The sequence below is a fragment of the Chloroflexus sp. genome (assembly GCF_049970315.1).
GTDB lineage: Bacteria > Chloroflexota > Chloroflexia > Chloroflexales > Chloroflexaceae > Chloroflexus.
The window spans coordinates 13,024-39,687 of sequence record NZ_JBMFNE010000009.1 but is presented as its reverse complement, the minus strand read 5'-3'; the positions used below and the strand labels follow the sequence as shown (position 1 = coordinate 39,687).

Below are 26,664 nucleotides of genomic sequence, written 5' to 3'. Positions count from 1 at the left end.
AATCCTAGCGTGCGGAAGATTGCTCGCTCCGCTCACAATGACAGAGAAAACTACGCTCACCCTAACCCCCCTACTGTCATTTCGAGGGCGCACCAGCGCCCGAGAAATCTTATCATCGTAAGGGCGCACCAGCGCCCGAGAAATCCTAGCGTGCGGAAGATTGCTCGCTCCGCTCACAATGACAGAGGGTAGTGCACCCGCCCTGGATTCTGAACCTCAGGGTTAAGGCTTCAGTTAATAATTTGTTGAGCAATGGGTTGATCTGGTAACACATTTACGCCTGTCGCCCAATAAGACTCTGGGTGAGCGCGTGTAACCGTTCCCGTGCAGCCACCGCCGCCGGCGTCGGTGATTGCACAGCAGCCAGTGCGGCAAAAGCCGCCTGATAATGCTCGTTGGCTATGGCCGCACAATATGCCCGCGAACCGGCGTGATCGAGAATTGTCAACACCTCGGTCACTGCCGCATCGTCGAGGGTGGGTCGGCGATAGAGTTCGGCCAATCGCTCACGATCAGGACTATGGGTTAGCGCGTGTACAACCGGTAAGCTGACCTTCCGCCGGTACAGATCGGCGGCAAATGGCTTACCGGTTCGTTCGGGTGCTCCCCAGATACCAAGGATGTCATCTTCGATCTGAAAGCCCAGCCCCAGCGCACGACCAAACTCGGCCAGCGCGGTAACGGTTGCCTCTGGAGCACCGGCAACCCGCGCACCAAGCTCGGCTGCCCCGGCAATAAGGGCAGCGGTTTTACCGCCGATCATCGTGAGATAATCGTCAGGCGTAATACTTAGATCCCCCTCAAAGCTAAGATCGAGATACTGCCCTTCACAAATCCGTAAAATCACTTCATCGAACCGGCGCAAGATTGCCAATACGCGCTCAGCCGGAACCCCCACGTCAGCCAGACGATGAATGGCGAGATGAGCAATCACAAACATTGCATCGCCCGCGTTGATGCCGTGTGCCAACCCCCAGATGTGCCACAGCGTCCGACGGCCACGCCGCATGGCGCTGTCATCTTCGATATCGTCGTGAATTAGGGAAAAGTCGTGGAGGAGCTGGATACCGGCTGCCAGGGGCAGCGCCTGTTGCGGATCGCCACCGGCTGCCGTACAGGCCAACAGTACCAGTTGTGGCCGAATGAGCTTGCCCGGATCGGCTATCGCCGGCGTCAGATCTTCGTTACGCCAGCCAAGGTGGTATTCCTGCATGGCGTAGAACCGACTCAATCGCCCTTCGACCACCGGAAATGCAGCGCGCATTTCCGCCTGAATTTGCGCTTTAACGTCATTTTCCGCCATCATACACATTACAACTTCATTACAATAAGCGAACATCTACACAAAACACGGTTATTAAACACTTATAAAAGACTTTTTCGAGTTTTACTACATTTAATCGTAGAAAGGCTTTGTAATAGTACTACATGTCATCATCGTGTAATGTAGACATCTTCTCGAATTACATAGTATGACATACACTCACATTAAACAAAGTAACAAAAATCTGTCATTGAAGTAATGAACGAGGTGTTGTCATGGCCTTCAATCTACGCTTTCGCTTTAGCCCCACCAAAGATGGTCTGGTCAAAGTACTCGGCCCACTCGAGACGGAAATTATGCAAATCCTCTGGCAAGAGGGTTCAAGCACGGTAAAAAAGGTGCATCGCAAGCTCGCTCAGCAGCGCGATATTGCCTATACGACCGTTATGACAACCATGAGCCGACTAGCCGAAAAGGGTGTGCTTCATCGTGAGCGCGACGGGCTGGCGTATGTGTATACCCCGGTCATTAACGAAGATGAGTTCGTCAATCTGGTCGTGCAACAGGTCCTCGACGGATTGCTCGATGACTACAGTGATACCGCAATTTCGTACATGGTCGATTATCTTGCCAAGAACAACCCCTCTGAATTGCGGCGTCTGCAACGCGAGATTGCCAGGCGATTGAATCTATGATTCGGTTCGCCTTGTACCGAATCGACAGAGCAAACAGGGCGCACGCACAGGTGCGCCCCTACAATGGGGAGTAAAACTCCTTCTTCCTCCTATCCCGGTGATCAACATACCCGATCACGCAGCGACTTCGCCCCACAGATCGTAATCGGTAGCCTGCATCACTCGTACCAATACCATACTTCCAATAGGGTGCGTTCCCCATACAAACACTTGCCCGTCAATTTCAGGTGCGTCCCGGAATGAGCGGCCCACACTCAGCGGCTGACCATCATCGGTCGCACCATTCCCTTCGATCAAGACGGTCAGTGTGCGGCCAACCCAGCGTTGATTACGCGCACGTGAAATCATTTGCTGCACTCGCATTAACTCATGCCAGCGCCGTTCGATCAGGTGTGGCCGTACCTGATCGGGCAACTCGGCAGCAGGTGTACCCGGTTCACGCGAATAGCGAAAAGCGCCTACCCGGTCGAGTTGGGCGGTATGGAGAAACTCGATCAGGGCATTGAACTCGGCCGTTGTCTCACCGGGATAACCAACAATAAACGTTGAGCGGATGGCAATATCAGGCATTGCCGAGCGCAATTCAGCAATTAATCGCAAGGTACGATCGGTATCGGGCGGCCGCCGCATCCGACGTAGCGTGGCCGGGTGAGCGTGTTGCAACGGCATATCGAGATAGTGGCAGATCTGCGGATGGCTGGCCATTGTGGCAATCAAGCGCTCGCTAATCCCGTGGGGGTAAGCGTACATCAGCCGGATCCAGATATCCGATGGTGTCACCTGGCACAGTTCATCGAGCAAGATAGCCAAGCCATCGCGCAACCCCAGATCACGACCATAATCGGTCAGGTGTTGGGCAACCAGCACAATTTCACGCACACCCTGCGCAACCAACTCTTGTGCTTCAGCCAATACTGCCCCAACCGGTTTCGAGCGCATATCCCCCTTGAAACCAGGAATAGTGCAGAACGCACAGCGCAAGTTACAACCATCGGATATTTTAAGATAGGCAGAAGGTGTGTGGCGCGTGCGTCGAATCTGCGTCGTGCGCCAATCGGCATACGAAACGGGCTGGTCACCGTTCGTGGTCGGCGTAAGAGGAATCGTATGGGTCGGCTGAGTCACGGTTAGCGGAATAACCGGCTGGGCCAGTTGGTTCACGACTGCGCCGATCTGCGTCCATTGCTGCGTGCCGACGGTACCATCGACACCTTGCACCCCCATCACTTCAGCCGGATGACTTTGCGCCATACAACCGGCGGCGATCAGCCGCTGACCGGGCCGTTTGCGCTCGGCCAATGCTTGCAAGACACCGAACGTTTCGGCCCGTGCAGCGGCGATAAAACTGCATGTGTTAACGATAATCACGTCAGCCTCATCGGCTGAAGTAACGGCCTGATGTCCTTCGGCACTGAGTAGTCCGTCCATCCCTTCACTATCAACGGCGTTCTTCGGACAACCCAGCGTAACAATGTGATATTTCATGAGCTGCTCGTATAGTACGGATACGCTAGTAAATGAGTCATTTCAACTACACATTGCCAGACGATACACTACGTGACCGGCCAACACCGGCTGCTTTCATTATAGATCGAGTTATGCACACAATCGGCGGAAACGGCGCCGGCTGCCGTTCCCGCCGTCCACCATCCACCTTAACACTAGCGATAGTTTGTCATTTGCAACGGCACTGGAATTTCACTCTCCCGTTCACGCAAAAAGACAATCACCGCTTGCAACTCATCACGGCTCTTGCCTGTCACCCGTAACGCATCACCTTGAATCCGCGGCTGAACCTTAGGGAAGCGCTCGCGGATCATCTTGGCAATCTTTTTCGCCAGTTCGCTATCGATACCGCGTCGCAACGTCACCACCTGCCGCACACGGCCACCGCTCGCATCGGTCGGCTTACCGTAATCGAAAATCTTGAGTGAGAGTTTTCGGCGCAGGGCTTTGGTCTCCAGCACATCACGCACACTGCGCAACGCCATCTCACTATCGGCTTCGATAATTAATTCTGTTTTACTTAAAGTTAGCGTCACACCAGCATCTTTCAGATCATAGCGCGTCTGCACCTCGCGCAACGTCTGATCAACCGCATTTACCAACTCTTGCTGATCAAAATCCGAGACAATATCAAAGCTATTCTCGCTTGGCATACGCTACTCCTTTAATTTGGCGGCCACGACCAATTCACCGGCTGACCGGGTATGGTACCAAGTGATCCTTGCTGCAAACCGTTTACCGTTACCTCGACATCAGTCGGATTGCCGGCGCGAATAAAGACGCGCCGTTGCGCCGTAAAGACACGTTGCTCACCGGCACGCATAATCGCTTCAAACACCGTATTCCCGTCAGTTTGGACCCGGATCCACGAGGCTTCATTCCCACGCACATTCGGTACCCGCACCTCGATCACAATCGGTGCAATTGGTGTCGGGCTTGGTTCTGGCGTTGTCACCACAACCGGTGACAACGCGAGTAGAGACGGCGTTGGTGTAGGCAAGGCAATAACATCGGTCGGCAATAGGCTTGGTGTTGGGAGGGGTGATGGTGGTACAATAGTTGGCGAGGACGCAACACCGGCAGAAGGAGTAGCTCGTTCACCGATTCGGCCTAACGCACTTAGCCCGACGTAAGCCAAGCCGACAAGAATCAGGGTGATAAAGAAGATAGCGAAAAAACTCGGCAAAACGTACATACGGGTGCGTGGGGGATTCGTGGCCGGTACAACTCGAATCTTATCGGTCGCTCCACGTTCACGCCGATAGAGATCGATCATCTCATCGGGAGGTAAACCGAGGTATTGCGCGTAGTTACGAATAAATCCACGAGCAACGACATCACTTGGTAACCGCTCAAATGCCCCCTCTTCTAGCGCCTGCAACGATTGTAACAGAATACGTGTCTCAGCCGCAGCCTGTGCTAGTGAAATACCATTTGATTCTCGCGCCCGCCGGAGACGCGCACCTAACTCACTCATAACGCAACCTTCTGCTCTCTGTAGCGTTACCACCCTCCCTATGGTTGTATCAAAAATCTTTAATGATAGATGCCTAACATTCCATCCACAGTATACCACACCCCTCATCGGCCCTCACAATTAGCCGAGATTGGTTGAAACGAAGGAAGATTCATGCTCGTATTATTTGCGAGGTGTTATCGGTCATCGTACTCTCCATCCCACCACAACATACAGAAAGGACGACCACAATGATGAGCGCTATGGTAATTATTGCAATCGTGATTGCCGGGTTGATCATCGTCGCTCTCATCGGATCGGGTATCTTCTGGTTTCTGGTACAAATCGGTGTCATCGTGCAAAAAGCGGTTGAGCCGCCGACCAAAGACTTCGGCAGCTACTCACTCGATCAAGGTCGTGATGTAGACGAACATCGGTAGTGAGGATACTCATGCAGAGCAAGCGTGAACGTGAAGCAATCATTGTGGGGAGTGCGGTTGGCACAACCGCTTTCATCATCAGCGTGATGTTGGTTGGTCAACCGCTCTGGATCAATCTGCTGGTCGTGATTGTAGCTGGTAGTGCTTTGTGTGGTCTTGCAATTCTCTTCGATTAGCTACGCATCGGTTCTAGATTCAGGATACACTGCTATCCGCTTATCGAACTGATACTGCGTTAGGCGCTCCATCCGTGCAATCACCTCACGCAGCACTCGTGGCTTATCGATGGTGAGCAAAACGCGATCACGCATCAAGATGCGACCATCCACAATCACTGTACGCACATCGGCGGGCTGACTACTGTAGAGGAGCGCTGCTGCCGGATTGTGTATCGGCTGGGTATGCGCGGTCGCGTACTGGATCAAAGCCAGATCGGCACGCGCACCGGGTTGCAAAACACCAAGCCCTGCCCACTGTAAAGCTTGCGCACCAGCAACGGTCGCCAACTCGAGCACCGTTCCAATCGGCATGACCCGTGCATCGCCGGTGCGCAGTTTTTCGAGCAGTGCAAGTAACCTCGCCGATTCGAGCACATCGTAGGTATTGTTACTTGCCGCCCCATCACTCCCCAGTGCGACCGTTACCCCTGCTGCCCGCATGGTTGTCACCGGTGCAACACCTATCCCTAGCTTCATCTCGGTCTTCGGTGTGACTGCAACCGCCACTCCATGCGTCGCAAGGATGGCAATATCTTCTGGTGAGACATGAGCAACGTGGGCAGCCAGTGCCGGCCCGGCAAACAATCCCGCATCATACGCTACCATCACCGGTGAACGACCATAGGTAGCGATACTCTGTGCCACCTGCCCGGCCGTCTCGGCTAAATGAATGTGAATTCCTACTCCCAACTCACGCGCCGTTCGCGCGATGCGGCCCAAGAACGAAGGGGTACAGGTATAGGGCGAGTGTGGCCCCATCCAAACCCGAATGCGATCACCGGCAGCACCATGCCACTGCTCGGTAAATCGGCGCGCGCTGTTAAGCTGGGTATCCTCATCAGCACCGGAAAAGAGCGTCCACGCCAACAGGGCACGCATTCCCGATTCCTGAACCGCTTGAGCGATAACATCCGTCGTAAAATAGTGATCGGCGACGCATGTCACCCCGGCTTCAATCATCTCGGCCAGACCGAGTAACGTACCCCAATACACATCTTCCGGCGTCAGATTGGTTTCGAGCGGCCAAATAAAGCGGTTAAACCACTCTTCAATCGGTACATCTTCAGCCACCCCCCGAAAGAGGCTCATTGCGGTATGAGCATGGCTATTGATCAGACCGGGGATGGCTAGATGCCCCTCACCGTCAATCACCTCACGGGCGAGGCCGGAACTAATCGCAGGAGCGATCGCGCTAATGCGTCGATCGGTGATGGCAAGGTCGTGGCGGGGCAGAATGGTAGGAGCGCCATTGGCGATCTGGAGAACATCGACGTGCTGAATAAGAAGATCGTACATAGCGTGCCATTTCTTGCATCAGCGTGGGCTTAGAATTATTGTAGCCGGAAAGAAGTATCTTGGCAAATCGACCAAAGTTTGCCAATATTGAACGTATGTGCTATAATTAACACAGCGCCGGCACTGCACCAATAGACAGGCATCGGGCGCAATGGGACGAGAGAGTACGGAGAATTGGAGGATGATCATGCCGGCCAAAACCACCGCCCCCAGTGAACGCAGCGTCACCCGCACCTATCGCACCGCCATCAAACTCGGTGACGATTTCATCACCATTGAAGAGACGATTACGCTTCCGCTCGATGCAAGCCCCGAAGATGTACAACGAGCTGTGGAACTCGGCTGGCGTATTTTCCATCAGCAACGCGAAGCCGTCGAGCAGCAGATTGCCCAGATTCGCGAGCAACATCCGACTTCGACGCCGATAACCGTGCGCGATCCGGATGCACCTGCCAGCGAACGGCAACGTAACTTCATTGCCTCTTTACAACAGACGCTCGGCTGGTCAAACGAACAATTAGCCGCGTTTGCCCATCAGCTCGGCTACGACTTAGTATCGCTCAACAAAGGCCAAGCCTCAGCTTTTATCGATGAGCTACGCCGCCAACAAGAAGAACAGCAGCGACTGGCCGTAGCCGAAGAGCGCGCCCGTTATGCCCACCAGCCGATCAACGATCGACAACGCAATGCTATCACCAACCTCGCCCGTGAACTCGCACTTGATACCAATACCGAAATCCAACGCCGGTTCAATGCTTCGCTCGACCAACTGACCAACGAACAGGCAGCAATCCTGATCAATGAATGGCAAGCTATGCAACGTGCTTCCCGTGATACTCGGCGCTGATCAATGTCTGACGCAAACATCCATGTGATGAAAACTGCCGTGCCCCGTCTTGCACACGGGATGGTCGGGACAACCCATCGGTTGCTCTACGCCCCTGCACGCTACACCCCTCCCTCCCCTGCACCAACCGTCGGGGCTGCTCTGCACGCACACGCCTCCCCTGCACCAACCGTCGGGGCTGCCCTGAACACCGCCTACCACACCACCACATCCCATACACCAGCGGTCGGGGTAACCAACGGTCGGCTTTTTCGGTTGCTTTGAGTGACAAGACGCCGGTATGCATCCCATACACCAGCGGTCGGGGTAACCAACGGTCGGGGCAACTCGCTGAATCGCCCTATCCCTGAACGCCACACCAACCGCCGAACACCGTCATGCTTCACGCTCGTCCCGCGACCCTCTGCAATGATCCCCTACCTTGACATCGCTCCAACATCGCGTTAGACTGAAGCTATAATGAGCGCTTACCGCATTGCAATGCCTTAAGAGACTGCAATGGATCAGCCGTTGCCGACCAGAATAGTACCTGCCCGCCGGACGTTGATGTGGCGCATCCTTGAGTGGCTACTGGTGCTGTGTACATTGGCCGGGCTAGTTGCTACCATTGGCTATGGCATACTCCTGTTAGGTAATCAAGTATTTGCCGAACGCATCTATCCCAACATTAGTGTGCACGGTTTACCGATCGGTGGTATGACAAGGGCTGAAGCCCGCGCAGCCCTCCAACGTCGCTACGCCGATTTCTTAGCCGCGCCGGTAACCCTCAGCTTCGATGGGCAACTCTGGCTACCGGCAGCCGAAGACCTTGGTCTCAGGTTGGCCATCGATGAGGCGCTCGACACTGCTTTTGCACTCGGTCATCAGCCCGATTGGGAAGCAAACCTCCGTCTCGCTGCAGCAACATGGCAACACGGTATTGATTTGCCTTTACACCTGCAATTTGATCAGCGCGTAGCCCAGATCACGTTGCGCGCTATCGCTGCCGAAATCGATCGAGCACCTATCGATGCTAGCGTCGAGCTGCGCAACAACATCATTATTGTTGGTACCGAACAGTGGGGACGCCAAACCCTAATCGATGAAACTATCGCTGATATTGCCGCCGCCGTCCAGAGTCTCCAGCCCCAAGAAGTGCCGATTCGTACCAGACAGCTTGAACCACGGGTACGCGACACCGATCTTGCACCGACGGTCACCGAGCTTCGTCTCTTACTTAGTGGCCCTATCTGGCTTGAAGGACGTGGCGGGCAATGTCCAAACGGGTGCCGTTGGGAATGGCCTACTACCCAGATCGCGACGTGGATCAAACTACGCAATCTGACGGCCGTCGATGGCCGCCCGGCTATGGCCGTCATGGTAGACCAAACAGCGATCCGTGCAGCACTCACTCCTATCGCTGCGGCTCTCCGGGAAGAAGGTAGTCTACCACGTGTTGACTGGAATAACGGAAATCCACGTATTCGCACACCCGGTACACCTGGCCGTGGCCTCGCCGTCGAGGAAGCGTTGGCCCGTATTAATGGAGCACTCTACGGCAACGAACGCACCGTCCTCCTCCCCATGCGCGAATTGCCACCACCGGTAAACCCTGATAACCTTGCTGCGCTCGGTTTGAGCGAACCGGTTGGGATTGGGGTCAGTTCGTTCCGTAACTCTGCCGAATATCGGATCACCAATATTCTGGCCGGAGCTCGGCAGATAGATGGCATCCTGATTCCACCCGGTGCCACCTTTTCGTTTAATACAACGCTTGGCCCGGTGATCCCCGAACGCGGCTTTGTAGAAGGTTTAGCGATTGTTGACAATCGCACGCAGAAAGAGTGGGGTGGTGGCCTTTGCCAGGTAAGTACCACCGTCTTCCGCGCCGCATTCTTCGCCGGTTTGCCGATCAGCGAGCGTCACGCCCACTCATTCCGCATTAGTTGGTACGAAGAACTTGGTGAACCACCCGGTCTCGACGCGGCAATCTTCACCGGTGTACATGATCTGCGCTTCGTGAATGATACTGGCGGCTGGCTTCTCCTCACCAGCAAGGTCGATCTGCATCGCCAACAATTGACGATAATTTTGTACGGTCCACCGAGTAACCGCCGAGTTGAATACTCGTACCGTATTCTCGAGCGCACACCGGCCCCTACCCAACCATTATATGTCGACGATCCTTCCCTCCCATCTGGCGTTATCCGCCAAACCGACACAGCCCGCGATGGTCTGCGGGTCGAGATCTATCGGACGGTGTATACCAACGGTGAAGTCAGCCTACGAGACACCATCCCGACCACCTTCCAGCCGTGGCCTAACATCTTTGTGCGTGGTACCGGTCGGTAAAACTCACCTGTCGCCTAACATGTTGACTGCGTCGCTAGATTGTCAAACTCTGCTATACTAAGACAGAGTTGCTTGCGCAACTACTCTCGTGAATACTATCACGACCAATAATGAAAGGTGTAGGGGAATGAAAGCGCGCGAGATCATGACCCGTGATGTGATCTGCATCGCCGATGATGCCTCTATTGAAGATGCCGCTCGCCTGATGGCACGCAACCGAATCAGCGGCCTACCGGTGATCAACAGCCATGGCATGCTCATCGGTCTCGTCACCGAACACGATCTGATCGCGAAAGAAGGGCGCACGGTGAAAGAAATTATGACCCGTAGCGTCATTAGCGTCAGTGCCGATACCGAGGTGGAACAAATCCAACACCTGCTCACCAACCAACGTATCCGGCGAGTACCGGTCGTCGAAAACGGCAAAGTTATCGGTATTGTCAGCCGGTCTGATCTAGTTCGCCAAATTGCAATGCGTTGGGTTTGCGGGGTCTGTGGTGAGATCGTCCGCTCACTCGACGCACCCAAACACTGCCCACGTTGTGGCGCTGATGCTAACGCTTTTACTCACGAAGTCGTGCCACCGGGGATGTAAGGAGAAAGCAGGAGAAGGGGAATACGAAGCACGTGATCGGTGACGCGCCATGGGAGGAGGGCGCAGCGCCTCACACGAAGAGAGTAAGATTAAACGAGCAATGAGAGGAGCGGGAGCCATCACTCGATCGCACTGATCCGTAACTCTATCCCTTTGCCGCTCTCACATCTTGTTTTCTTCTTACTCTGTCCCCTTCACCATGCACGTGACTGCATATTGGGCACGCACCAGGACCTCTGGGAGCGTGCCCAGCATCTGAAAGGAGACCCACTTATGACCAATGTAGCCGAAACGGCTCAGCCTCTGCTTGAGCGCGCAACCGCCGATGAGCTAAAGCACTACTACTACCAAATGCTACTCATCAGACGATTTGAAGAGCGCGCCGGTGAAATGTACGTCAAAGCCAAAATTGGCGGATATTGCCACCTCAATCTTGGTGAAGAGGCCACTATTGTTGGCCTCATGGCTGCCCTCACTCCAGACGACTACATTTTTACTAATTATCGCGAACATGGTTACATTATTGCCCGCGGTGTCCCTCCCGGTCCAGTCATGGCCGAGTTGTTCGGTAAAGAGACCGGTGTCTCCGGTGGACGCGGCGGGTCGATGCACTTATTTGACCGCAAGACCAACTTTATGGGTGGTTACGCGATTGTCGGTGGTCAAGTCCCACTTGCCGTCGGTGCGGCCTATGCGTTGCGCCACCAGGGCAAACCCGGTGTGGTCGTCGCGCAAATGGGTGACGGAACAACCAACATTGGCGCCTTCTACGAGTCGCTCAATCTGGCGAAATTGTGGAAGTGCCCGGTTCTCTTCTTTATCGTCAATAACGGCTACGGTATGGGCACCTCTGTTGAAGCCGGTTCATCGGAACCAGACTTATGGAAGAAGGGCGCATCGTTCCGTGTGTACGGCGAGCGTGTCGATGGCACCGACGTCCTTGCCGTGCGCGATGTTGTGCGTCGTTTACGTGCCCGCGCCGAGGCTGAAGGTGAACCGGCCATTATCGATGCGGTTAGCTTCCGTTTCCGCGGTCACTCGGTGATCGACGCCGACCGTTATCGTGATCCTGAGGTTGTACGCCGTGGACGAGAGCTGTACGATCCGATCCGCAAATTCGCGACACTCCTGCTCGATCATAGGGTCATCGACGATGGATGGCTGAAGAGCGTGACCGAACGGATAGAGCGAGAAGTGCAAGAAGCCATCGATTTCGCGAACAATAGTCCCGATCCTAAGTTCGAGGATCTCTACAAGTATATGTATGCAACGCCGGTACCCAATACGCCAACCGCCGAGGATGCGATTCGCGCGGTTAAAATTAACCACGGTGAGTTTTAACGGTCGGTTCGGCATTGGTACGAAATCAAGGATGTCTGAAAGGATAACGAGGTTGCTATGCCTGTGATTACCTATCGTCAGGCGCTGAATGATACGCTTGGCGAAGAATTAGCTCGCGATCCGAACGTCCTTCTCATGGGAGAAGAGATCGGCGTCTTTCAAGGTTCATATCGTGTGACCGAGGGATTACTCGCTGAGTTCGGTCCCAAACGAGTAGTTGATACGCCGATTGCCGAAGAAGGTTTTGTCGGAGTCGCCATTGGTGCTGCCATGCTCGGTCTGCGCCCAGTGGTCGAGATTATGACCATCAACTTTATCTTGGTAGCCATCGATCAAGTTGTCAATCATGCCTCGAAAATCCACTATATGTTCGGTGGGCAGGTGAGTGTACCGCTCGTGATCCGCACCCCATCCGGCGGTACCGGCCAATTGGCGGCTACCCACTCACAGTCGTTCGAGAACTGGTTTGCCTACTGCCCCGGCCTGAAGGTCGTTGCACCGGCAACCCCCTACGATGCCAAGGGGTTGCTACGGGCAGCCATTCGCGACGACGATCCGGTGATCTTTATCGAATCACTGGCACTGTACGATACGAAAGGCGAAGTACCCGAAGATAGCGATTATGTTGTGCCAATCGGTGTCGCCGAGGTCAAACGACCGGGGACCGATGTGACGGTCGTGTCGTATTCGCGAATGACGGCAATCGCGTTGCAGGTCGCGCAGCGTATGGAGCAAGAGGGTATCAGTGTCGAGGTCGTAGATTTGCGTTCGCTGCGCCCGCTCGACCGCCCAACCATTATCGAATCAGTAAAGAAGACTAACCGCGCTGTCGTCATCACGGAAGATTGGTACTCCTACGGCGTCACCGCCGAGATTGCAGCGACGATCCAAGAAGAGGCATTTGATTACCTCGATGCACCGGTCTACCGGGTAGCCGGTCTCGAGGTACCACTCCCTTATGCGAAGGAGTTGTCAGCCGCCTCGAAACCGAACGCTAATAGTCTGATCTACGCTATTCGACAGGTCATGCGCGGTACGAAGCGCATGCGAGCATAAATTATGTAATGAATTACGGGAGGCTCCATGGGTGAGATAACCATGCCTCGTCTCTCCGACACCATGTCGGAAGGTACGGTGGGCCGCTGGTTGAAGAAAGTCGGCGATCAGATCGCGGTTGGCGATATCATCGCCGAGATCGAGACCGACAAGGCCACAATGGAATTGGAAGCGTTCGAGGCCGGTGTGCTTCAGCAGATTTTGGTACCCGAAGGCCAAACGGTACCAATCGGTCAGCCCATTGCGATTATCGGCGATGGTTCGGTGTCGGTAGCCACTCCTCCAACCACACCACCGGCGTCAACCACACCTACTTCGTCACCGGCACCGACTCCAGCAACCACTGTTGCCAGCCCACCAGCGCCGACTCCAGCAACCACTGTTGCCAGCCCACCAGCGCCGGCAACCGCCACCGATGACAATGGCCGCATTAAAGCATCACCGGTTGCCCGCCGGCTCGCCGAGGAATTGGGTGTCGATCTCCGCCAGGTGGTCGGCACCGGTCCTGGCGGTCGCATTATCAAAGAGAATGTCGAAGAGTTTGCTGCGCGTCGTAGCGTTGTGACACCTGCAACGGCACTCACCCCCGCCCCGGCGCCCACTCCAGAACCGGCCCGTCCCGCTACACCTGTGACAACACCGGCGCCTGCCTTGGCCGGCGCTGAACCGTTGAGCCGGATGCGCAAAGCCATTGCTCGCGCTATGAACGAAAGTAAGCCGGGTGTACCTCACATCTACCTCACAATAGAGGTCGATGTTGATGCGCTGATGGCGCTGCGTGAGCAGATCGCGGCAAGTGGTATGCGCGTCTCCGTCAACGATCTCGTTGTCAAAGCGTCAGCCAAAGCGCTAGCGAAAGTGCCGGCTATCAACGTCAGCTTTAGCCAGACTGCCGACGGTCAGCCGGGCATTGTGCGCCACAGCCAGATCAACATCGGAGTCGCCGTCGCTCTCGATGATGGTTTGGTCGCACCGGTTGTGCGCGATGCCGATAAGAAGAGCGTGAGCACGATTAGTGCCGAGATCCGCGATATGGCGCTCCGGGCACGCGAAGGAAAAATTAAGCAGAACGAGCTTGAAGGTGCTACCTTCCAAGTCACCAATCTTGGTATGTTCGGCATCATCGAGTTCGGCTCGATCATCTCGGTGCCACAAGCTGCCTCGCTTGCAGTGGGTACGGTTCGTAAAGTACCGGTCGTTCGTGACGATCAGATCGTGATCGGACAGGTGATGAACCTAACACTCAGTGCCGATCACCGTGTGATCGACGGTGCCGTCGGTGCGCAGTATCTGCAAGAGCTGCGAAAGTTGCTCGAAGCACCGATGAGCATCATCGTTTAAGTGAAGGTGAACGCAACGGCGCATCGATCTCACACAACTTGCTGCATTGTTGTACATTTGCATTCCCGCCGGGGGCACACTGCCGCGCCCCCCTACGCTTGGCGACCATTGCGCTCCGCCAGGCGCACTGCTGGGCTCCCTCCGCCATTGCACTCCCGCCGGGGGCGCACTGCCACGCCCCCTACACTTGGCGACCATTGCGTTCCGCCAGGCGCACTGCTGGGCTCCCTCCGCCATTGCACTCCCGCCGGGGGCGCACTGCCGCGCCCCCTACGCTTGGCGACCATTGCGCCTTTGCGTTACCGCGTCACCCACACATTACACCTTCGCTTTTGTCTATGAGGAGAAACATCTATGACACTCACGCTTCCAGCCGGACCACTAGTCGAAACCGATTGGCTAGCCGCCCATCTCGATCACCCACACCTACGCATCGTCGATATGCGTGGTACCGTCTTACCACCCACCGCCCCGAAACCCCACTACTTTGCCCGTCATGAAGACTACGCTCAAGGGCACATCCCTGGCGCCGTCTATATCGACTGGACCCGTGATATTGTCGATCTCGACGACCCAACACCGGTACAAGTCGCCCCACCGGAGAAAATTGCTCAGGAGCTAGGCAAACGCGGCATCGGCGACGATTCGGTGGTTGTCGCCTACGATGACTGGTACTCAATGTTCGCCGGGCGACTGATGTGGGTACTACGCTATTACGGGTTTGAAAACGTGCGGATTCTCAACGGTGGGTTAGTCAAATGGATGGCCGAGGGGCGTCCACTCACGACCGAAGTACCCAATTATCCTCCGGCCACATTCACGCCACAACCACAACCTCACCTCCGCAAAACTGCCGATCAAGTCTTACAAGCTCTCGGCAGCGATCTACTCTTGATCGATGCCCGTAGTGAACAAGAATATCGCGGGTTTGAATCACGAGCTGCCCGCGGTGGGCATATTCCCGGCGCCCGGAACATCTTTTACCAGAGTCTCGTGAGCGGACCACACCAGACCTATCTCTCTCCCGACCAACTCCGCGAACGTTTTCGTGCTGCCGGCATCGATCTCGACACTATCGGTGATCGCGAGGTTGTTGCATACTGCAATGGTGGTGTCTCGGCAACACCGACAGCCATCGCCTTCGAGCTGATAAGCGGTCGCCGCGTTGCTATCTACGATGGTTCGTGGAACGAGTGGGGGAACGATCCCGACAAGCCGCTCGAACAGTAGTTTCATACAACGAAGCTTTACGATTAGACATCATATGGTGTATCATCGTACCATTCATGTAACGGCTTCTTGCAGATCATTGGAGCAGGTAGTATGACGAACAAACCGTTTGCAGGTAAAGTCGCACTTGTCACCGGCGCTGCATCAGGCATCGGGCGAGCCAGCGCATTAGCATTCGCTCAGCAAGGGGCAAAAGTAGTCGTGGCCGATGTTAATGTGAGCGGGGGCGAAGAGACGGTTCGCATGATCGTAGATAACGGCGGAGAAGCAATCTTTGTCGCCACCGATGTCTCGCGAGCAGCGGAAGTAGAGGCGTTAGTCCGACAAACCGTTGCCCACTTTGGCCGGCTCGACGTCGCTCACAATAACGCTGCCATTGAAGGTGCATTAGCGCCAACCGCCGCCTATTCCGAAGAAGATTGGGATCGCACCATCAACGTAAACTTGAAGGGCACATGGCTTTGTATGAAATACGAGATTTTGCATATGCTCCAACAAGGTGGTGGTGCGATTGTCAATACCGCGTCCGTTGTCGGATTGGTAGGCACAATCGGTCTACCGGCATACTGCGCCGCAAAAGGTGGTGTCGTCCAATTAACGAAAGCTGCTGCTCTCGAATACGCAAAAGCCGGCATTCGCGTCAATGCGGTCTGTCCCGGTGCCACCCACACGCCAATGCTCAACCGTCTCATGGTACAACCGGGAGCCGAAACCGGGATGCTGGCGACCATCCCTCTGGGCCGGATCGGTAATCCCGAAGAGATAGCCGCAGCAGTGGTCTGGCTCTGTTCGGATGCCGCATCGTATGTCACCGGTCATATTATGGTGGTCGACGGTGGTATGATCGCTCAGTAGCAACTCGCTGCTACTGTATACAAAATGAGCGCGAGGTAGCAACCACTCACGACAATCACCAATACCAAAACCACCTAACGGTAACAGACCGATTGTATTCCATTAACAAACCTTCCACACCTACAAATAGGTGTGGAAGGTTTTCATCATCGTATAATCCCATTGCCAACAATGCATGGACGTCAACCGCGGGGATCATCACACCCGTTCTAAGACGCTCAAAATCACATTGGGGAAAATACCTAATACCAACACGCCCACCACAGCGACACTTAATGCTGCCGCAATACCGCGTGGCATCGTAACCGGTGTCGGATCAATTGCCGGCTCGATAAACATCACCTTCAGCAAACGCAGATAATAGTATAAACTGATGATGGTGGTAATCACGGCAATAATCACCAGCCACGTCGCCCCACTCTGCCAACCGGCCATAAAGATGTAGAACTTAGCAAAGAAACCACCAAGCGGCGGAATACCGGCCAGCGAGAGAATACAGACGGTAAACAGTAGTGCCAGCGGTAAGTTACGGCGCGAGAGACCACGTAGGTGATCAAAATCGTCGCCACCGGTCTGGTGACCGATCAAGGCTAACGCACCAAACGCACCCAAATTCGTCAGGCTATAGATGATCAAGTAATACAGCAACGCCACCAACCCCTGCTCACGGTCGAAGGGTTGCGCCGCCGCCCACGCGAGCAATCCCAGCACAACAAAGCCGGCATGCGCAATGCTCGAATAAGCCAGCAGTCGCTTCACGTTCGTCTGTGGCAATGCCGCCAAATTCCCGATTACAACTGTCAGCAAGGCCAGCACTGCCAACACCCCCGTCCAACCACCAGCCTCATCTCCAAACACCGGTGCGCCAACGATTGCCGGGAACGTCTTCGTCAACAGACGGAACAGCAGAATAAACCCCGCCGCCTTCGACGCCGTTGAAATAAAGGCGGTAATCGGCGTCGGTGCGCCTTCGTACACATCAGGCGACCAACCGTGGAAGGGAACAATCGCCAACTTATACCCCATCCCGGCTATGATGAAGAGCATCGCCAACGTTATCAAGCCACCACTAGCCGTAAACGCACCAACCCTATCAAACCGGGTCAGATCATTGAAATTGGTCGCTCCACCCACACCGTTCAGTGCCGCACCAAACGCCAAACTTATTCCATACAACAAGATTGCCGATGAGATGGCACCAAACAAGAAGTATTTCAAACCTGCCTCTGCCGACCGTGCATCATTATGGAAATAACCCGCCAACAGATACAACGGGATAGAGGTCAGCTCGATTGCCAGATAGGCCAGCAGAAATTCATTTGCCCCAACCATCAAGCACATACCGAGTGAAGCGAAGATAATGAGCGCATAAAACTCACCCGGATGTGCATTTGGCCGCACATCGGTGCAGAGTAAACTCGTCAGAAAAGCAGCGCCAATGATCAACAGACGCGACACCATCGTCAGATGATCGGCGATAAAGACTCCGGCAACTGCATCATCACGTGGCCCACCACCTTGTAAATTACGGATCAGATTGGTAAAGAAGTTAACCGGCGCTGTCTCCGGCAATTGGTAGACGTAACCGCTCTGCAAGAGAGCGACAACAAACACCATACCCAACCCGATAGCCGTCAGCGACGCCGATGACTTGACCCGCTCTAGTTGCGCTTCCGGCGTGCGTCCCCACCGCTCAAGAATGTCGGATCCTAGCACCAATAGAGCTAGTACTAACAACAGTATCTCCGGCAAGAGACGCGGGATGTCGGCCAGTTGAAACATACGTCCCTCATTGCTCTATGCTAACAACCAATCGCAAATCTATGCCTTTGCGCTCTCGGCGCCTTGGCGTTACCCCTCCGCACCTTTGCGCTCTCGGCGCCTTGGCGTTACCCCTCCGCACCTTTGCGCTCTCGGCGCCTTGGCATTACCCCTCCGCACCTTTACGCTCTCGGCGCCTTGGCATTACCCCTCCGCACCTTTACGCTCTCGGCGCCTTGGCGTTACCCCTCCGCACCTTTGCGCTCTCGGCGCCTTGGCGTTACCTCTCCGCACCTTTGCGCTCTCGGCGCCTTGGCGTTACCGGGTTACCTTAACGCGACCGCCACTTCACTCAACCGCGCTGCCAACGGACGCACTGCGGTATCGATCAACTCCGTCATCCACGCCGGGTACAAACCCAACCCCACCAACACCACAGCCAAAATCAGAGCACCACTATACTCCTGCCACGTTAGCTTCGGCAGATGTAAAAACTCCGGATTCTTAACCTCATCGTAGAAAACCGCCCACACTGCACGCAGAATATACGCCCCAGTCATCGGAATACTCAGGGCAGCGATCACTGCTACCAACGGATACCGCTCCCAGACCCCGATGAAAATATTGAACTCGGCCCAGAAACCGGCCAATCCCGGCATACCCATCGACGAAAGGCCACCGAGAATGAACATAGCTGCGGCAAACGGCATTACCCGACCCAAACCACCCAACTCTGGCAACTGGCGAGTATGGGTACGGTCGTAAATCATCCGGCCCACCACTGCAAAGAAAAGCGCCGTCATAATTCCGTGCGCAAACATCTGCAAAACGGCGCCCATCAGGGCGATTTGCGTACCGGCAGCGAGTGCCATCACCACCAGACCCATATGGCTTACCGACGAGTAGCCAATGATAAACTTAGCATCGCGCTGCACCATCGCAATACTGGCACCGTACACGACGTTAAAGATGGTGAAGATAACGATAATCGGCAACCAATCACGGGCACCCACCGGCATCAACCACATCGCCGCTCGCAGACAACCATACGCACCGAGCTTCATCAACACGCCAGCGTGGAGCATACTCACCGCCGTCGGTGCCGCCACGTGACCGGTCGGACTCCACGTATGAAAGGGGAACATACCGGCCAGTACGCCAAACCCGATAAACAGCGCCGGGAAGAGTAACCGTTGCAGATCACCGGCAATGAAACCCTGTTCGGCCAGCACCAGCATATTAAATGTGCGCAAACCGCTACCGAAGTACAGGCCGATCATACCGATGATAACCAACGCGCTACCGGCCATCAGAAAGAGGGTCAGCTTCATCGCACCGTATTCTTTGCGCGTACTGCCCCAAATGCCGATCAGCAAATACATCGGCAAGACCGCCAATTCATAGAAGACAAAGAAGAGAAAGAGATCGAGCGCACTAAACACTCCATACACACCGGTAGTAAGTAATAACAACCAAACCCAATACTCCTTAGTGCGCTCTTCAATATTCCAACTCATCAGCGCGCCGGTAAAAATAACGATACCGTTGAGCAACAGCATCGGCAAACTAATCCCGTCGGCGCCGAGCAAATAGCTTATACCGAGCTGGGGAATCCAGTCGAGCTGTTCAACAAACTGGAACCCGCCTTTGACCGGATCGTAAGCCAAAAAGACCAGCAGTGACAAGATCAGCGAAAGCAGTGCAAAGCCGGTCCCGACAATGCGCATCACATCCGGGTAACGGTCTGGAATGAACGCGATAATGATGGCCGGAATCAACATACTGAGCCATATCAAGCTCAGCCACGGCACATCAGCGGAAAGCGTTATCAGCCCCATGCAATCACCTTTGCGCAATCCATCCGTCCTCAACGGGTGGTTCGACTCAATGATGGTTCATCCTGCCAGTACTTGCGTAAAGATCACCACCAACTGCGCGGCTGCGGCATTGCCCAACGCCATCAGCGGGCCAGGATACACACCGATTGCCAACGAGAGGGCCAAAATCGGCGCCATTGTCCAGAACTCTTGCGGTCGCAGATCGGTAATGGTGCGTGGCATCCCAACAGCCGGACCAAGAAAAATGCGCTGGAACATTAATAGCAGCGCCAGTGCAGTCACAACCAACCCTATCACGGCCAGGGCGGTAAAGAAAGGCAACGTCGCCCATGCGCCACGGAAGATGAAGAACTCGCCGACAAAACCGGCCAAACCGGGCAAGCCAAGATTGGCAAAGAGGGCAATCCCCATCACACCGGCAAAGGTCGGAGCACCGGCTCGCAAACCACCTAATCCACTCAATTCCCAACGACCGGTACGCTCGTGCAGCGCGCCGGCAAGGTAGAACAGCGCACCGGTACTGAGACCGTGAGCTACCATCTGAACCAATGCACCGTTGATTGCACTTGTGCGCGCATCGATCCCCGCTTCACCCGCTGCGGCAGCTCCGGCAATCGCCAGCATCACATAACCCATATGGTTGATCGACGTATAGCCGATCAATCGCTTTACGTCGCCGTCGACCTGCCCCAACGCACCGAAGGCGCCTGCTACAACGCCTACTACCGCCAACGCAGCCAGCGCTGGAGCAAAGTATTGGGCTGCATCGGGCGTAAAGGGAAGCAGGAGCCGCAGCATACCATACGCCCCCATCTTGCTCATCACCGCCGAAAGCAAAATACTGGCCGCAGTCGGCCCTTCGGCATAGGCATCGGGGAGCCACGTGTGGAACGGCCAAACGGCAAGCTTGATGGCGAAGGCGATAAAGATGGCCCACATCGCAATGCTGCTGTACAGCAGTGGATAACGGCCAAGCGCATTCGTCACCCCAAGCTGGTCGAGATAGGCAAAGAGAATATCTCGCAGGTTGCCGGTTACCCCCTCGACCGGCAAGCCCTGACCCAACCGTCCAAGCGCAATCAGGTCGAAGGTCGGATAACCGGCCTGCCGCATTGCCAGATATATCACCTGGAAGAGTAACAACATGCCCAGCGAGCCGGCCATCGTATACACAAAGAACTTAAAGGCAGCATAGCGACGTTGTTCGCGCCCCCAGTTTTGGATTAAGAAAAAGGCCGGTACTAGACTAAATTCCCAGAAGATGAAGAAGAAGAAGAAATCGAGCGCGACGAAGTAGCCCAGCATCGCTGCCTCGAGCAGTAGCAGTAACGCCAAATGAGCATGTACCCGCTCACTTACTCGCCAACTCGCAACGACTGCCACCGGCGTCATCACTGCCGTCAGCAACACCAGGGGCATACTCAGCCCGTCAACCCCGAGAAAGTAATCAACCCGGATCGCCTGTATCCACGACACCCGCTCAACCAACTGTACGACACCTTGCCCACTCGCTACCGCTTGCGGATCAAACCGTACCCAGATCAAGCCGGCCAAGAGCAACGGCACCCCCGTCCACGCCAGTCCCCCCGCTTTGACCGTCCGTTCATCGAGCTTCATCAACCACGCCAAACCGATCAGCGCGATCCCAACCAATGGCGACAACACCAGTAGCGTCAACCACGGCACACCATCGGCGGCAGGAACGAGATACTCCGGCAGATTCATAGCACTATCGTCCAACTACATACAGCCAAAATACAACCAGCGCCAACAGACCACTAAAGACATAGATCAGATAATCTTGCGCTTTACCGGTCTGCAACCGACGCGCCTGACGGCCACTCCCCTGCGTACCACTCGCCAGTCCGTCCGGTCCGTCATTGAGCAACGTATCGTCAACGATGAAATTGACCTTACCTAAACCAAAGGTAAACCGACCTACGCCATCAACAAGTCCATCAATGAGCTGCCGGTCGAGCAATCCCCATGCAGCAGCAAGACTGGCTGTCAAACGACCAAAGATTGCTGCATACAGTTCATCGATCCGATATTTCGTATGTAGGACAGCAAACAGCGCAGGGGCACGCACTTCAAGCGGATCGCGTTCATCGGCGCGTGCAAAGGCACCGCGATAGCTATACCAACCTACGGCGATTCCGGCCAGCGCAATCAACAACGAGAGACCGGCCACGATCGGATCAAGCTTCGCCGCCTCTTGCCCCCATAGCGTTGCCAGCCAGTGACCAAACGGGGTATCGAACGGCAGATTCAATGCACCGGCAGTAAGCGCAAAACTCGCCAAGATAACCAGCGGGGCAATCATTCGCGGATCTTCATGCCAATGCTCACCGTGATCATCGTGATCATCTGGATGGTGAGCAGAGCCATGATCAGCGTAGGTTAACGACGCATCAGGATTGACAAACACCACCGGATGCACACCACGATACTCGCCGAAGAAGACCAACCACCACTGGCGAGTCATGTACACTGCGGTCAGAAACGCGGCTGCACTCAGGGTCAGATAGACGGCCGGATTGTGCTTGAAGGCGTCCAGCAAAATTTCATCTTTACTCCAGAAACCGGCAAACGGCACGATACCGGCCAGCGCCAGATAACCGGCAGTATACGTCCAGAACGTCCACGGCAAGCGGGTGCGCAGTCCACCCATATTGCGAATGTCTTGCGCCGTCTGCTGAGCGGCATACGCATCGGTGTGATGGATCCGCTTTATTGCCGGTTGCTCCTCCATTGCGTGAATAATCGAACCCGACCCAAGAAAGAGCAGCGCCTTGAAGAACGCATGCGTGATCAGGTGGAACATTGCCGCGACCCAGCCACCCACACCAAGTGCCGCCACCATAAAGCCGAGTTGCGAGAGTGTGCTATAGGCCAGAATGCGCTTAATATCGAACTGCGCCAGTGCAATCGTCGCCGCAAAGAGCGCGGTAAATGCCCCGATAAAGGCTACTACTCCCAACGATGTCGGATCGGCAGCAAAAATGGGGAACGTGCGTGCAACCAGAAATACACCGGCAGCCACCATCGTCGCCGCGTGAATGAGGGCTGACACCGGCGTCGGGCCTTCCATTGCGTCGGGTAACCAGACGTGGAGCGGGAATTGGGCCGACTTACCAACCGTACCGCCAAAGATGAGGAGAGCAATCCCGGCAGCATGGCTCAAACCGAGGACTCCGGTTTCGTTCGCCAACCGTTCGAGGAGTGGTGGAAAGAAGATACCTCCCTCCTCATTGCCGAAGGAGATTCCACCGGCTTGGGCGTAGAGATAGACAATACCGAGCAAGAGTAACACATCACCGATGCGCGTCGTGATAAATGCTTTCACCGCCGCGCGGGCAGCACTGGGTCGCTCATAGAAAAAACCGATCAACAGATATGAGCAGAGCCCCATGATCTCCCACGCCATAAAGAAGAGGAGAAGATTATCGGCCATGCTCATCAGCAGCATTGCCGCCGTAAAGAGCGCGATAAAGCTAAAGAAGCGACTCTGACGGGGATGAGAGGCCATATAGCCGATGGAGAAGAGGTGAATACACGTCGAAGCAATGGTGACCATCGCCAACATTGCCGCCGCCGCCCCATCGATGTAGATACCCATCTGCAACACCGTATCACCGGTCGGTGCCCACGCCCATCGCTGCACCACATTTGGTTCGGGAAATGCAAATGCGCCGTGTTCACCGTGGTGTCCGGCCAGTTGCATCAGTTGACCATCATGGAGGGCCCAACCACCGGCTACCGCAGCCAATAGTCCCAAAGCCAGCACGGTCGCTCCCATCATCAGCCCGGTCGCCAACCATGCACTGGCCATCGCTCGGCGTCGTATCGGGGTCAGCGTAATAATGGCACTTGCCACTAACGGCAACAGTGGAATCAGCCAAGCATTCTGGAGAAAAAATATCATACGCACTCCGGTTCAGATCAACCACACTCTTTAATGATTCACCCGACTGACTAAGCACCAACGCTACCGCCGGTCACCATCCTGCGCCAACGCTGTGCGCCCGCTGTCGACTGCGCTCACGCTGGTGGCGTATTGCCGGGTACGCCAACGCCACTGCCCGCGGTTGGGTGCCAATGCTGCGTACCCGCGGTGCCAACCCCGTTGGCGCGCTATTAGCCGCGCAATCGATCAACTTCATCGGCATTGACCGTCACATAATGGCGATAGACAGCAATAACCATCGCCAACCCCACGGCCGCTTCAGCGGCAGCCACTGCAATAATAAAAATCGCAAAGGTCTGGCCGGTGATATAGCGTGGCTCAAAATAACGCCAAAACGCCACCAAATTAATATTGACGGAATTGAGCATTAGCTCAACCCCCATCAACACACCTATCAGATTACGCCGCGACAGCGCTCCAAACAACCCAATGCAGAATAGTGCGGCGGCCAGCGTTAGCACCGCCGGCAATGGCACTGCGTTCAGCATGTTCACACCTCATTCGCCGGACGTGTCTCGCGCGCTACCGGCTCAGCTTCAACCGGTTCAGGAAGCGGTGGTTGGTTAGTACCCGCCCGCAAACGCTTCAATTCCAACTCTTCAGCTAACGTCAGCACACGCCGCCGTCGTGCCCGCTCTTCGAAAGCGATCACGATGGCTCCGATCAGCGCTACCGTCAACAACACACCGACAACCTGAAATTGGAGCAGAAACTCATTGACAAAGCCGCGTCCCAACTCAGCCGGTCCGGCAATTGGCTCAGGCGTCCCTAATGGCGGTGCGGGCGGTACATTCCACTGCTGATTGATAAGAGTCGGCGCCATAACCGTCGCAAAGAGTAAGACGGAGATCGCCAAGACAATCGGCCAGCGCGTCGTGAGTTGGCGCATCCCTTCACCACTGATCTGGCGGGTCAGCATGATCGCAAAGAGGATCAGCACCGACACGGCACCGACATAGACCAATACCTGGACAACGGCCAAAAATTCGGCTTGAAGCAGCATGTACAGTGCGCCGACACCAAAAAAACAAGCGATCAGCCATAGCGCCGAATGGATAACATTCCGCACCGATACAACCATGACTGCCGCAACCAGAATGAAGAGGGCAATGACCCCAAACACAATTTGCACAACGATTTCCATCTCTTGTTCCCGCTGTCTGCATTACGTAACGCACAAGCGTGTACGTATGGCAATTTACACTGTCGCACTCAGCTCTTCCAGCTCAGCCCGACGCCGTTCGGCCCTCGTCATGCGCCACGCGTAACAATTGCGCTTGAACCGCTCAGCTCTTCCAGCTCAGCCCGACGCCGTTCGGCCTGTGACGCCGCATAGATCTGTGTCAACCACAGATAGACTCCAAGATTGATTGCCAGCGTGACCACAAACGCCGCCAGCCAGCGCAGCACCGGCGACCACCCGGCGGTGATCAGCATTCCTTCTGCCGGCCCCCAGCGAATAAATGCGACCCACAGCGCAGCACAAAAGAGGTTAGCCAGCGTGAGGGGAATGAGGAACTTCCAGCCGAAATCCATCAACTGGTCAATACGCAAGCGCGGGAATGCACCACGCAACCAGACCATAACAAAGAAGAAGAAGTAGGTCTTGAGCAGGAAGTAAAAGACGCCCAACACGCCGGCTAAAACGTTAAACACACCGTTGCCATTAGGGTTTGCCGGCGTTATCGCTTGCGCGTACAACCAGTTGACTCCCGGTCCCTGCCAGCCTCCAAAGAAGATGATCGCTGTAATCGCACAGAGGAGGAAATTCAACACATACTGAGCGAGGTAGAATAAACCGAACTTCATGCCGCTATATTCGGTCATATAGCCGGCAACGATTTCTGAGTCGGCTTCGGGAATATCAAAGGGGGTGCGCTCACCTTCGGCCAGTGCAGCAATAAAGAATGCGATAAAGGCTACGAACCCGACCGGCGTAAAGACAAACCAACCGAGGCCAAGATCGGGGATGCCAGGTAGATCACGATTGCTGATCAACAATCCCGATTGATAGGCAATGATCTCATTCAGCGAGAGCGAGCCGACGATGATGACGATGGCAATTAGTGATAGCACTGCCGGTATTTCATACGATACCATCTGTGCCACCGCCCGCATAGCACCGAGAAGCGAGAACTTGTTGTTGCTAGCCCAACCGGCCATCATTAGTCCGACTGCGCTGATCGACGACACGGCAAAGAAGAAGAGCAAACCGGTTGGCAGATCGACCGGCGTCATTCCCGGTCCCCACGGCACGACAGCGAACATCAGGACAGTTGGGGCAACGACCACACACGGGGCGAGAAAATGCACGATCCGATCGGCAGCCTGCGGCACGATGTCTTCTTTGGTAAACATCTTGACGCCATCGGCGATTGGCTGCCAGATGCCTTCGGGTCCAACACGATTAGGCCCGATCCGATCCTGCATCCGCGCAATAACGCGACGCTCGTAGTAGGTGAAAAAGAGCATCTGGAGTGGTGCGACGATCAACACAATGGTGACGATTAAGATGTAGCTTAGCAGACGCAACACCCACTCTGGCCATCCCCAGCCAAACGTACCGTTGATCAAGGCGGCAAGTATATCGTACATCGATCTCTCCGTAACAATTTAGTGAGGTTAAC

Annotated in this window: 24 protein-coding genes; 12 read left to right on the top strand and 12 right to left on the bottom strand. The window is 55.2% G+C overall.

Features of this window, described 5'->3' with window-relative positions; genetic code table 11:
* Positions 1-274 precede the first annotated feature (274 nt).
* Positions 275-1,306 carry a polyprenyl synthetase family protein gene (locus ACP5OT_RS08190; protein ID WP_428131873.1) on the bottom strand — a complete coding sequence of 344 codons (1,032 nt, stop codon included), beginning with the start codon at positions 1,304-1,306 and terminating at the stop codon, positions 275-277.
* Positions 1,307-1,539: 233 nt separating this feature from the next.
* Between ACP5OT_RS08190 and ACP5OT_RS08185 the strand changes: the two genes are divergently transcribed.
* Complete coding sequence (locus ACP5OT_RS08185) at positions 1,540-1,959, top strand: BlaI/MecI/CopY family transcriptional regulator (protein ID WP_287910364.1); 420 nt, start codon at positions 1,540-1,542, stop codon at positions 1,957-1,959.
* Between the two features lie 114 nt (positions 1,960-2,073).
* Here ACP5OT_RS08185 and rimO read toward each other — a convergent pair whose 3' ends face one another.
* The 3 genes from rimO to ACP5OT_RS08170 all read right to left on the bottom strand — a co-directional run bounded on the left by rimO (position 2,074) and on the right by ACP5OT_RS08170 (position 4,942).
* Positions 2,074-3,444 carry a 30S ribosomal protein S12 methylthiotransferase RimO gene (gene rimO, locus ACP5OT_RS08180; RefSeq protein ID WP_424677028.1) on the bottom strand — a complete coding sequence of 457 codons (1,371 nt, stop codon included), beginning with the start codon at positions 3,442-3,444 and terminating at the stop codon, positions 2,074-2,076.
* A gap of 176 nt (positions 3,445-3,620) precedes the next feature.
* Positions 3,621-4,118, bottom strand: a complete 498-nt coding sequence (locus ACP5OT_RS08175) for a YajQ family cyclic di-GMP-binding protein (RefSeq protein ID WP_428112749.1) — start codon at positions 4,116-4,118, stop codon at positions 3,621-3,623.
* Between the two features lie 11 nt (positions 4,119-4,129).
* A complete protein-coding gene (locus ACP5OT_RS08170; protein WP_424677026.1) occupies positions 4,130-4,942 on the bottom strand; it encodes a helix-turn-helix domain-containing protein in 813 nt (270 codons plus the stop codon).
* A 242-nt stretch (positions 4,943-5,184) separates the two neighbouring features.
* Between ACP5OT_RS08170 and ACP5OT_RS08165 the strand changes: the two genes are divergently transcribed.
* Entirely contained in the window at positions 5,185-5,361 is a 177-nt protein-coding gene (locus tag ACP5OT_RS08165) for a hypothetical protein (protein WP_424677025.1), read from the top strand.
* Positions 5,362-5,372: 11 nt separating this feature from the next.
* Positions 5,373-5,537 carry a hypothetical protein gene (locus tag ACP5OT_RS08160; RefSeq protein WP_424677024.1) on the top strand — a complete coding sequence of 55 codons (165 nt, stop codon included), beginning with the start codon at positions 5,373-5,375 and terminating at the stop codon, positions 5,535-5,537.
* Here the strand turns inward: ACP5OT_RS08160 and ACP5OT_RS08155 are convergent, their stop codons facing one another.
* Positions 5,538-6,875 (bottom strand): amidohydrolase, encoded by a 1,338-nt coding sequence (locus ACP5OT_RS08155; protein ID WP_428112751.1) that lies wholly within the window; start codon positions 6,873-6,875, stop codon positions 5,538-5,540.
* A 187-nt stretch (positions 6,876-7,062) separates the two neighbouring features.
* On the opposite strand from ACP5OT_RS08155, the gene ACP5OT_RS08150 reads away from it, so the two are divergent.
* From ACP5OT_RS08150 to ACP5OT_RS08110, 9 genes are all read left to right on the top strand, one after another.
* Positions 7,063-7,722, top strand: a complete 660-nt coding sequence (locus ACP5OT_RS08150) for a hypothetical protein (protein ID WP_424677022.1) — start codon at positions 7,063-7,065, stop codon at positions 7,720-7,722.
* Between the two features lie 39 nt (positions 7,723-7,761).
* The gene (locus ACP5OT_RS08145) at positions 7,762-7,986 is read left to right on the top strand and encodes a hypothetical protein (RefSeq protein ID WP_428131871.1); all 225 of its coding nucleotides are present in this window, start codon (positions 7,762-7,764) and stop codon (positions 7,984-7,986) included.
* 234 nt (positions 7,987-8,220) lie between these two features.
* Positions 8,221-10,053 (top strand): VanW family protein, encoded by a 1,833-nt coding sequence (locus ACP5OT_RS08140; RefSeq protein WP_428131869.1) that lies wholly within the window; start codon positions 8,221-8,223, stop codon positions 10,051-10,053.
* A 127-nt stretch (positions 10,054-10,180) separates the two neighbouring features.
* Positions 10,181-10,648 (top strand): CBS domain-containing protein, encoded by a 468-nt coding sequence (locus ACP5OT_RS08135; protein ID WP_015940374.1) that lies wholly within the window; start codon positions 10,181-10,183, stop codon positions 10,646-10,648.
* A gap of 273 nt (positions 10,649-10,921) precedes the next feature.
* Positions 10,922-11,989 (top strand): pyruvate dehydrogenase (acetyl-transferring) E1 component subunit alpha, encoded by a 1,068-nt coding sequence (gene pdhA, locus ACP5OT_RS08130; protein ID WP_424677020.1) that lies wholly within the window; start codon positions 10,922-10,924, stop codon positions 11,987-11,989.
* Positions 11,990-12,046: 57 nt separating this feature from the next.
* On the top strand, positions 12,047-13,045 hold the full coding sequence (locus ACP5OT_RS08125) for an alpha-ketoacid dehydrogenase subunit beta (RefSeq protein WP_424677019.1): 999 nt from the start codon (positions 12,047-12,049) through the stop codon (positions 13,043-13,045).
* Between the two features lie 27 nt (positions 13,046-13,072).
* Positions 13,073-14,386: a dihydrolipoamide acetyltransferase family protein gene (locus ACP5OT_RS08120; protein ID WP_428131867.1), complete on the top strand. Its 1,314-nt coding sequence runs from the start codon at positions 13,073-13,075 to the stop codon at positions 14,384-14,386.
* Positions 14,387-14,740: 354 nt separating this feature from the next.
* A complete protein-coding gene (locus ACP5OT_RS08115) occupies positions 14,741-15,616 on the top strand; it encodes a sulfurtransferase (protein ID WP_424677017.1) in 876 nt (291 codons plus the stop codon).
* A 93-nt stretch (positions 15,617-15,709) separates the two neighbouring features.
* On the top strand, positions 15,710-16,471 hold the full coding sequence (locus ACP5OT_RS08110) for an SDR family oxidoreductase (protein ID WP_424677016.1): 762 nt from the start codon (positions 15,710-15,712) through the stop codon (positions 16,469-16,471).
* A gap of 198 nt (positions 16,472-16,669) precedes the next feature.
* Here the strand turns inward: ACP5OT_RS08110 and ACP5OT_RS08105 are convergent, their stop codons facing one another.
* The 7 genes from ACP5OT_RS08105 to nuoH form a co-directional block, all read right to left on the bottom strand.
* Complete coding sequence (locus tag ACP5OT_RS08105) at positions 16,670-18,253, bottom strand: NADH-quinone oxidoreductase subunit N (RefSeq protein ID WP_424677015.1); 1,584 nt, start codon at positions 18,251-18,253, stop codon at positions 16,670-16,672.
* Between the two features lie 305 nt (positions 18,254-18,558).
* A complete protein-coding gene (locus ACP5OT_RS08100; RefSeq protein WP_424677165.1) occupies positions 18,559-20,070 on the bottom strand; it encodes a complex I subunit 4 family protein in 1,512 nt (503 codons plus the stop codon).
* A gap of 57 nt (positions 20,071-20,127) precedes the next feature.
* Entirely contained in the window at positions 20,128-21,795 is a 1,668-nt protein-coding gene (locus ACP5OT_RS08095) for a complex I subunit 4 family protein (RefSeq protein WP_424677164.1), read from the bottom strand.
* Positions 21,796-21,799: 4 nt separating this feature from the next.
* Positions 21,800-23,995: an NADH-quinone oxidoreductase subunit L gene (nuoL, locus tag ACP5OT_RS08090; protein ID WP_428131865.1), complete on the bottom strand. Its 2,196-nt coding sequence runs from the start codon at positions 23,993-23,995 to the stop codon at positions 21,800-21,802.
* 212 nt (positions 23,996-24,207) lie between these two features.
* Entirely contained in the window at positions 24,208-24,525 is a 318-nt protein-coding gene (gene nuoK, locus ACP5OT_RS08085; protein ID WP_015940384.1) for an NADH-quinone oxidoreductase subunit NuoK, read from the bottom strand.
* A gap of 2 nt (positions 24,526-24,527) precedes the next feature.
* Complete coding sequence (locus tag ACP5OT_RS08080) at positions 24,528-25,181, bottom strand: NADH-quinone oxidoreductase subunit J family protein (RefSeq protein WP_424677162.1); 654 nt, start codon at positions 25,179-25,181, stop codon at positions 24,528-24,530.
* A gap of 107 nt (positions 25,182-25,288) precedes the next feature.
* Positions 25,289-26,632 carry an NADH-quinone oxidoreductase subunit NuoH gene (nuoH, locus tag ACP5OT_RS08075; RefSeq protein WP_424677161.1) on the bottom strand — a complete coding sequence of 448 codons (1,344 nt, stop codon included), beginning with the start codon at positions 26,630-26,632 and terminating at the stop codon, positions 25,289-25,291.
* Between the last annotated feature and the right edge of the window lie 32 nt (positions 26,633-26,664).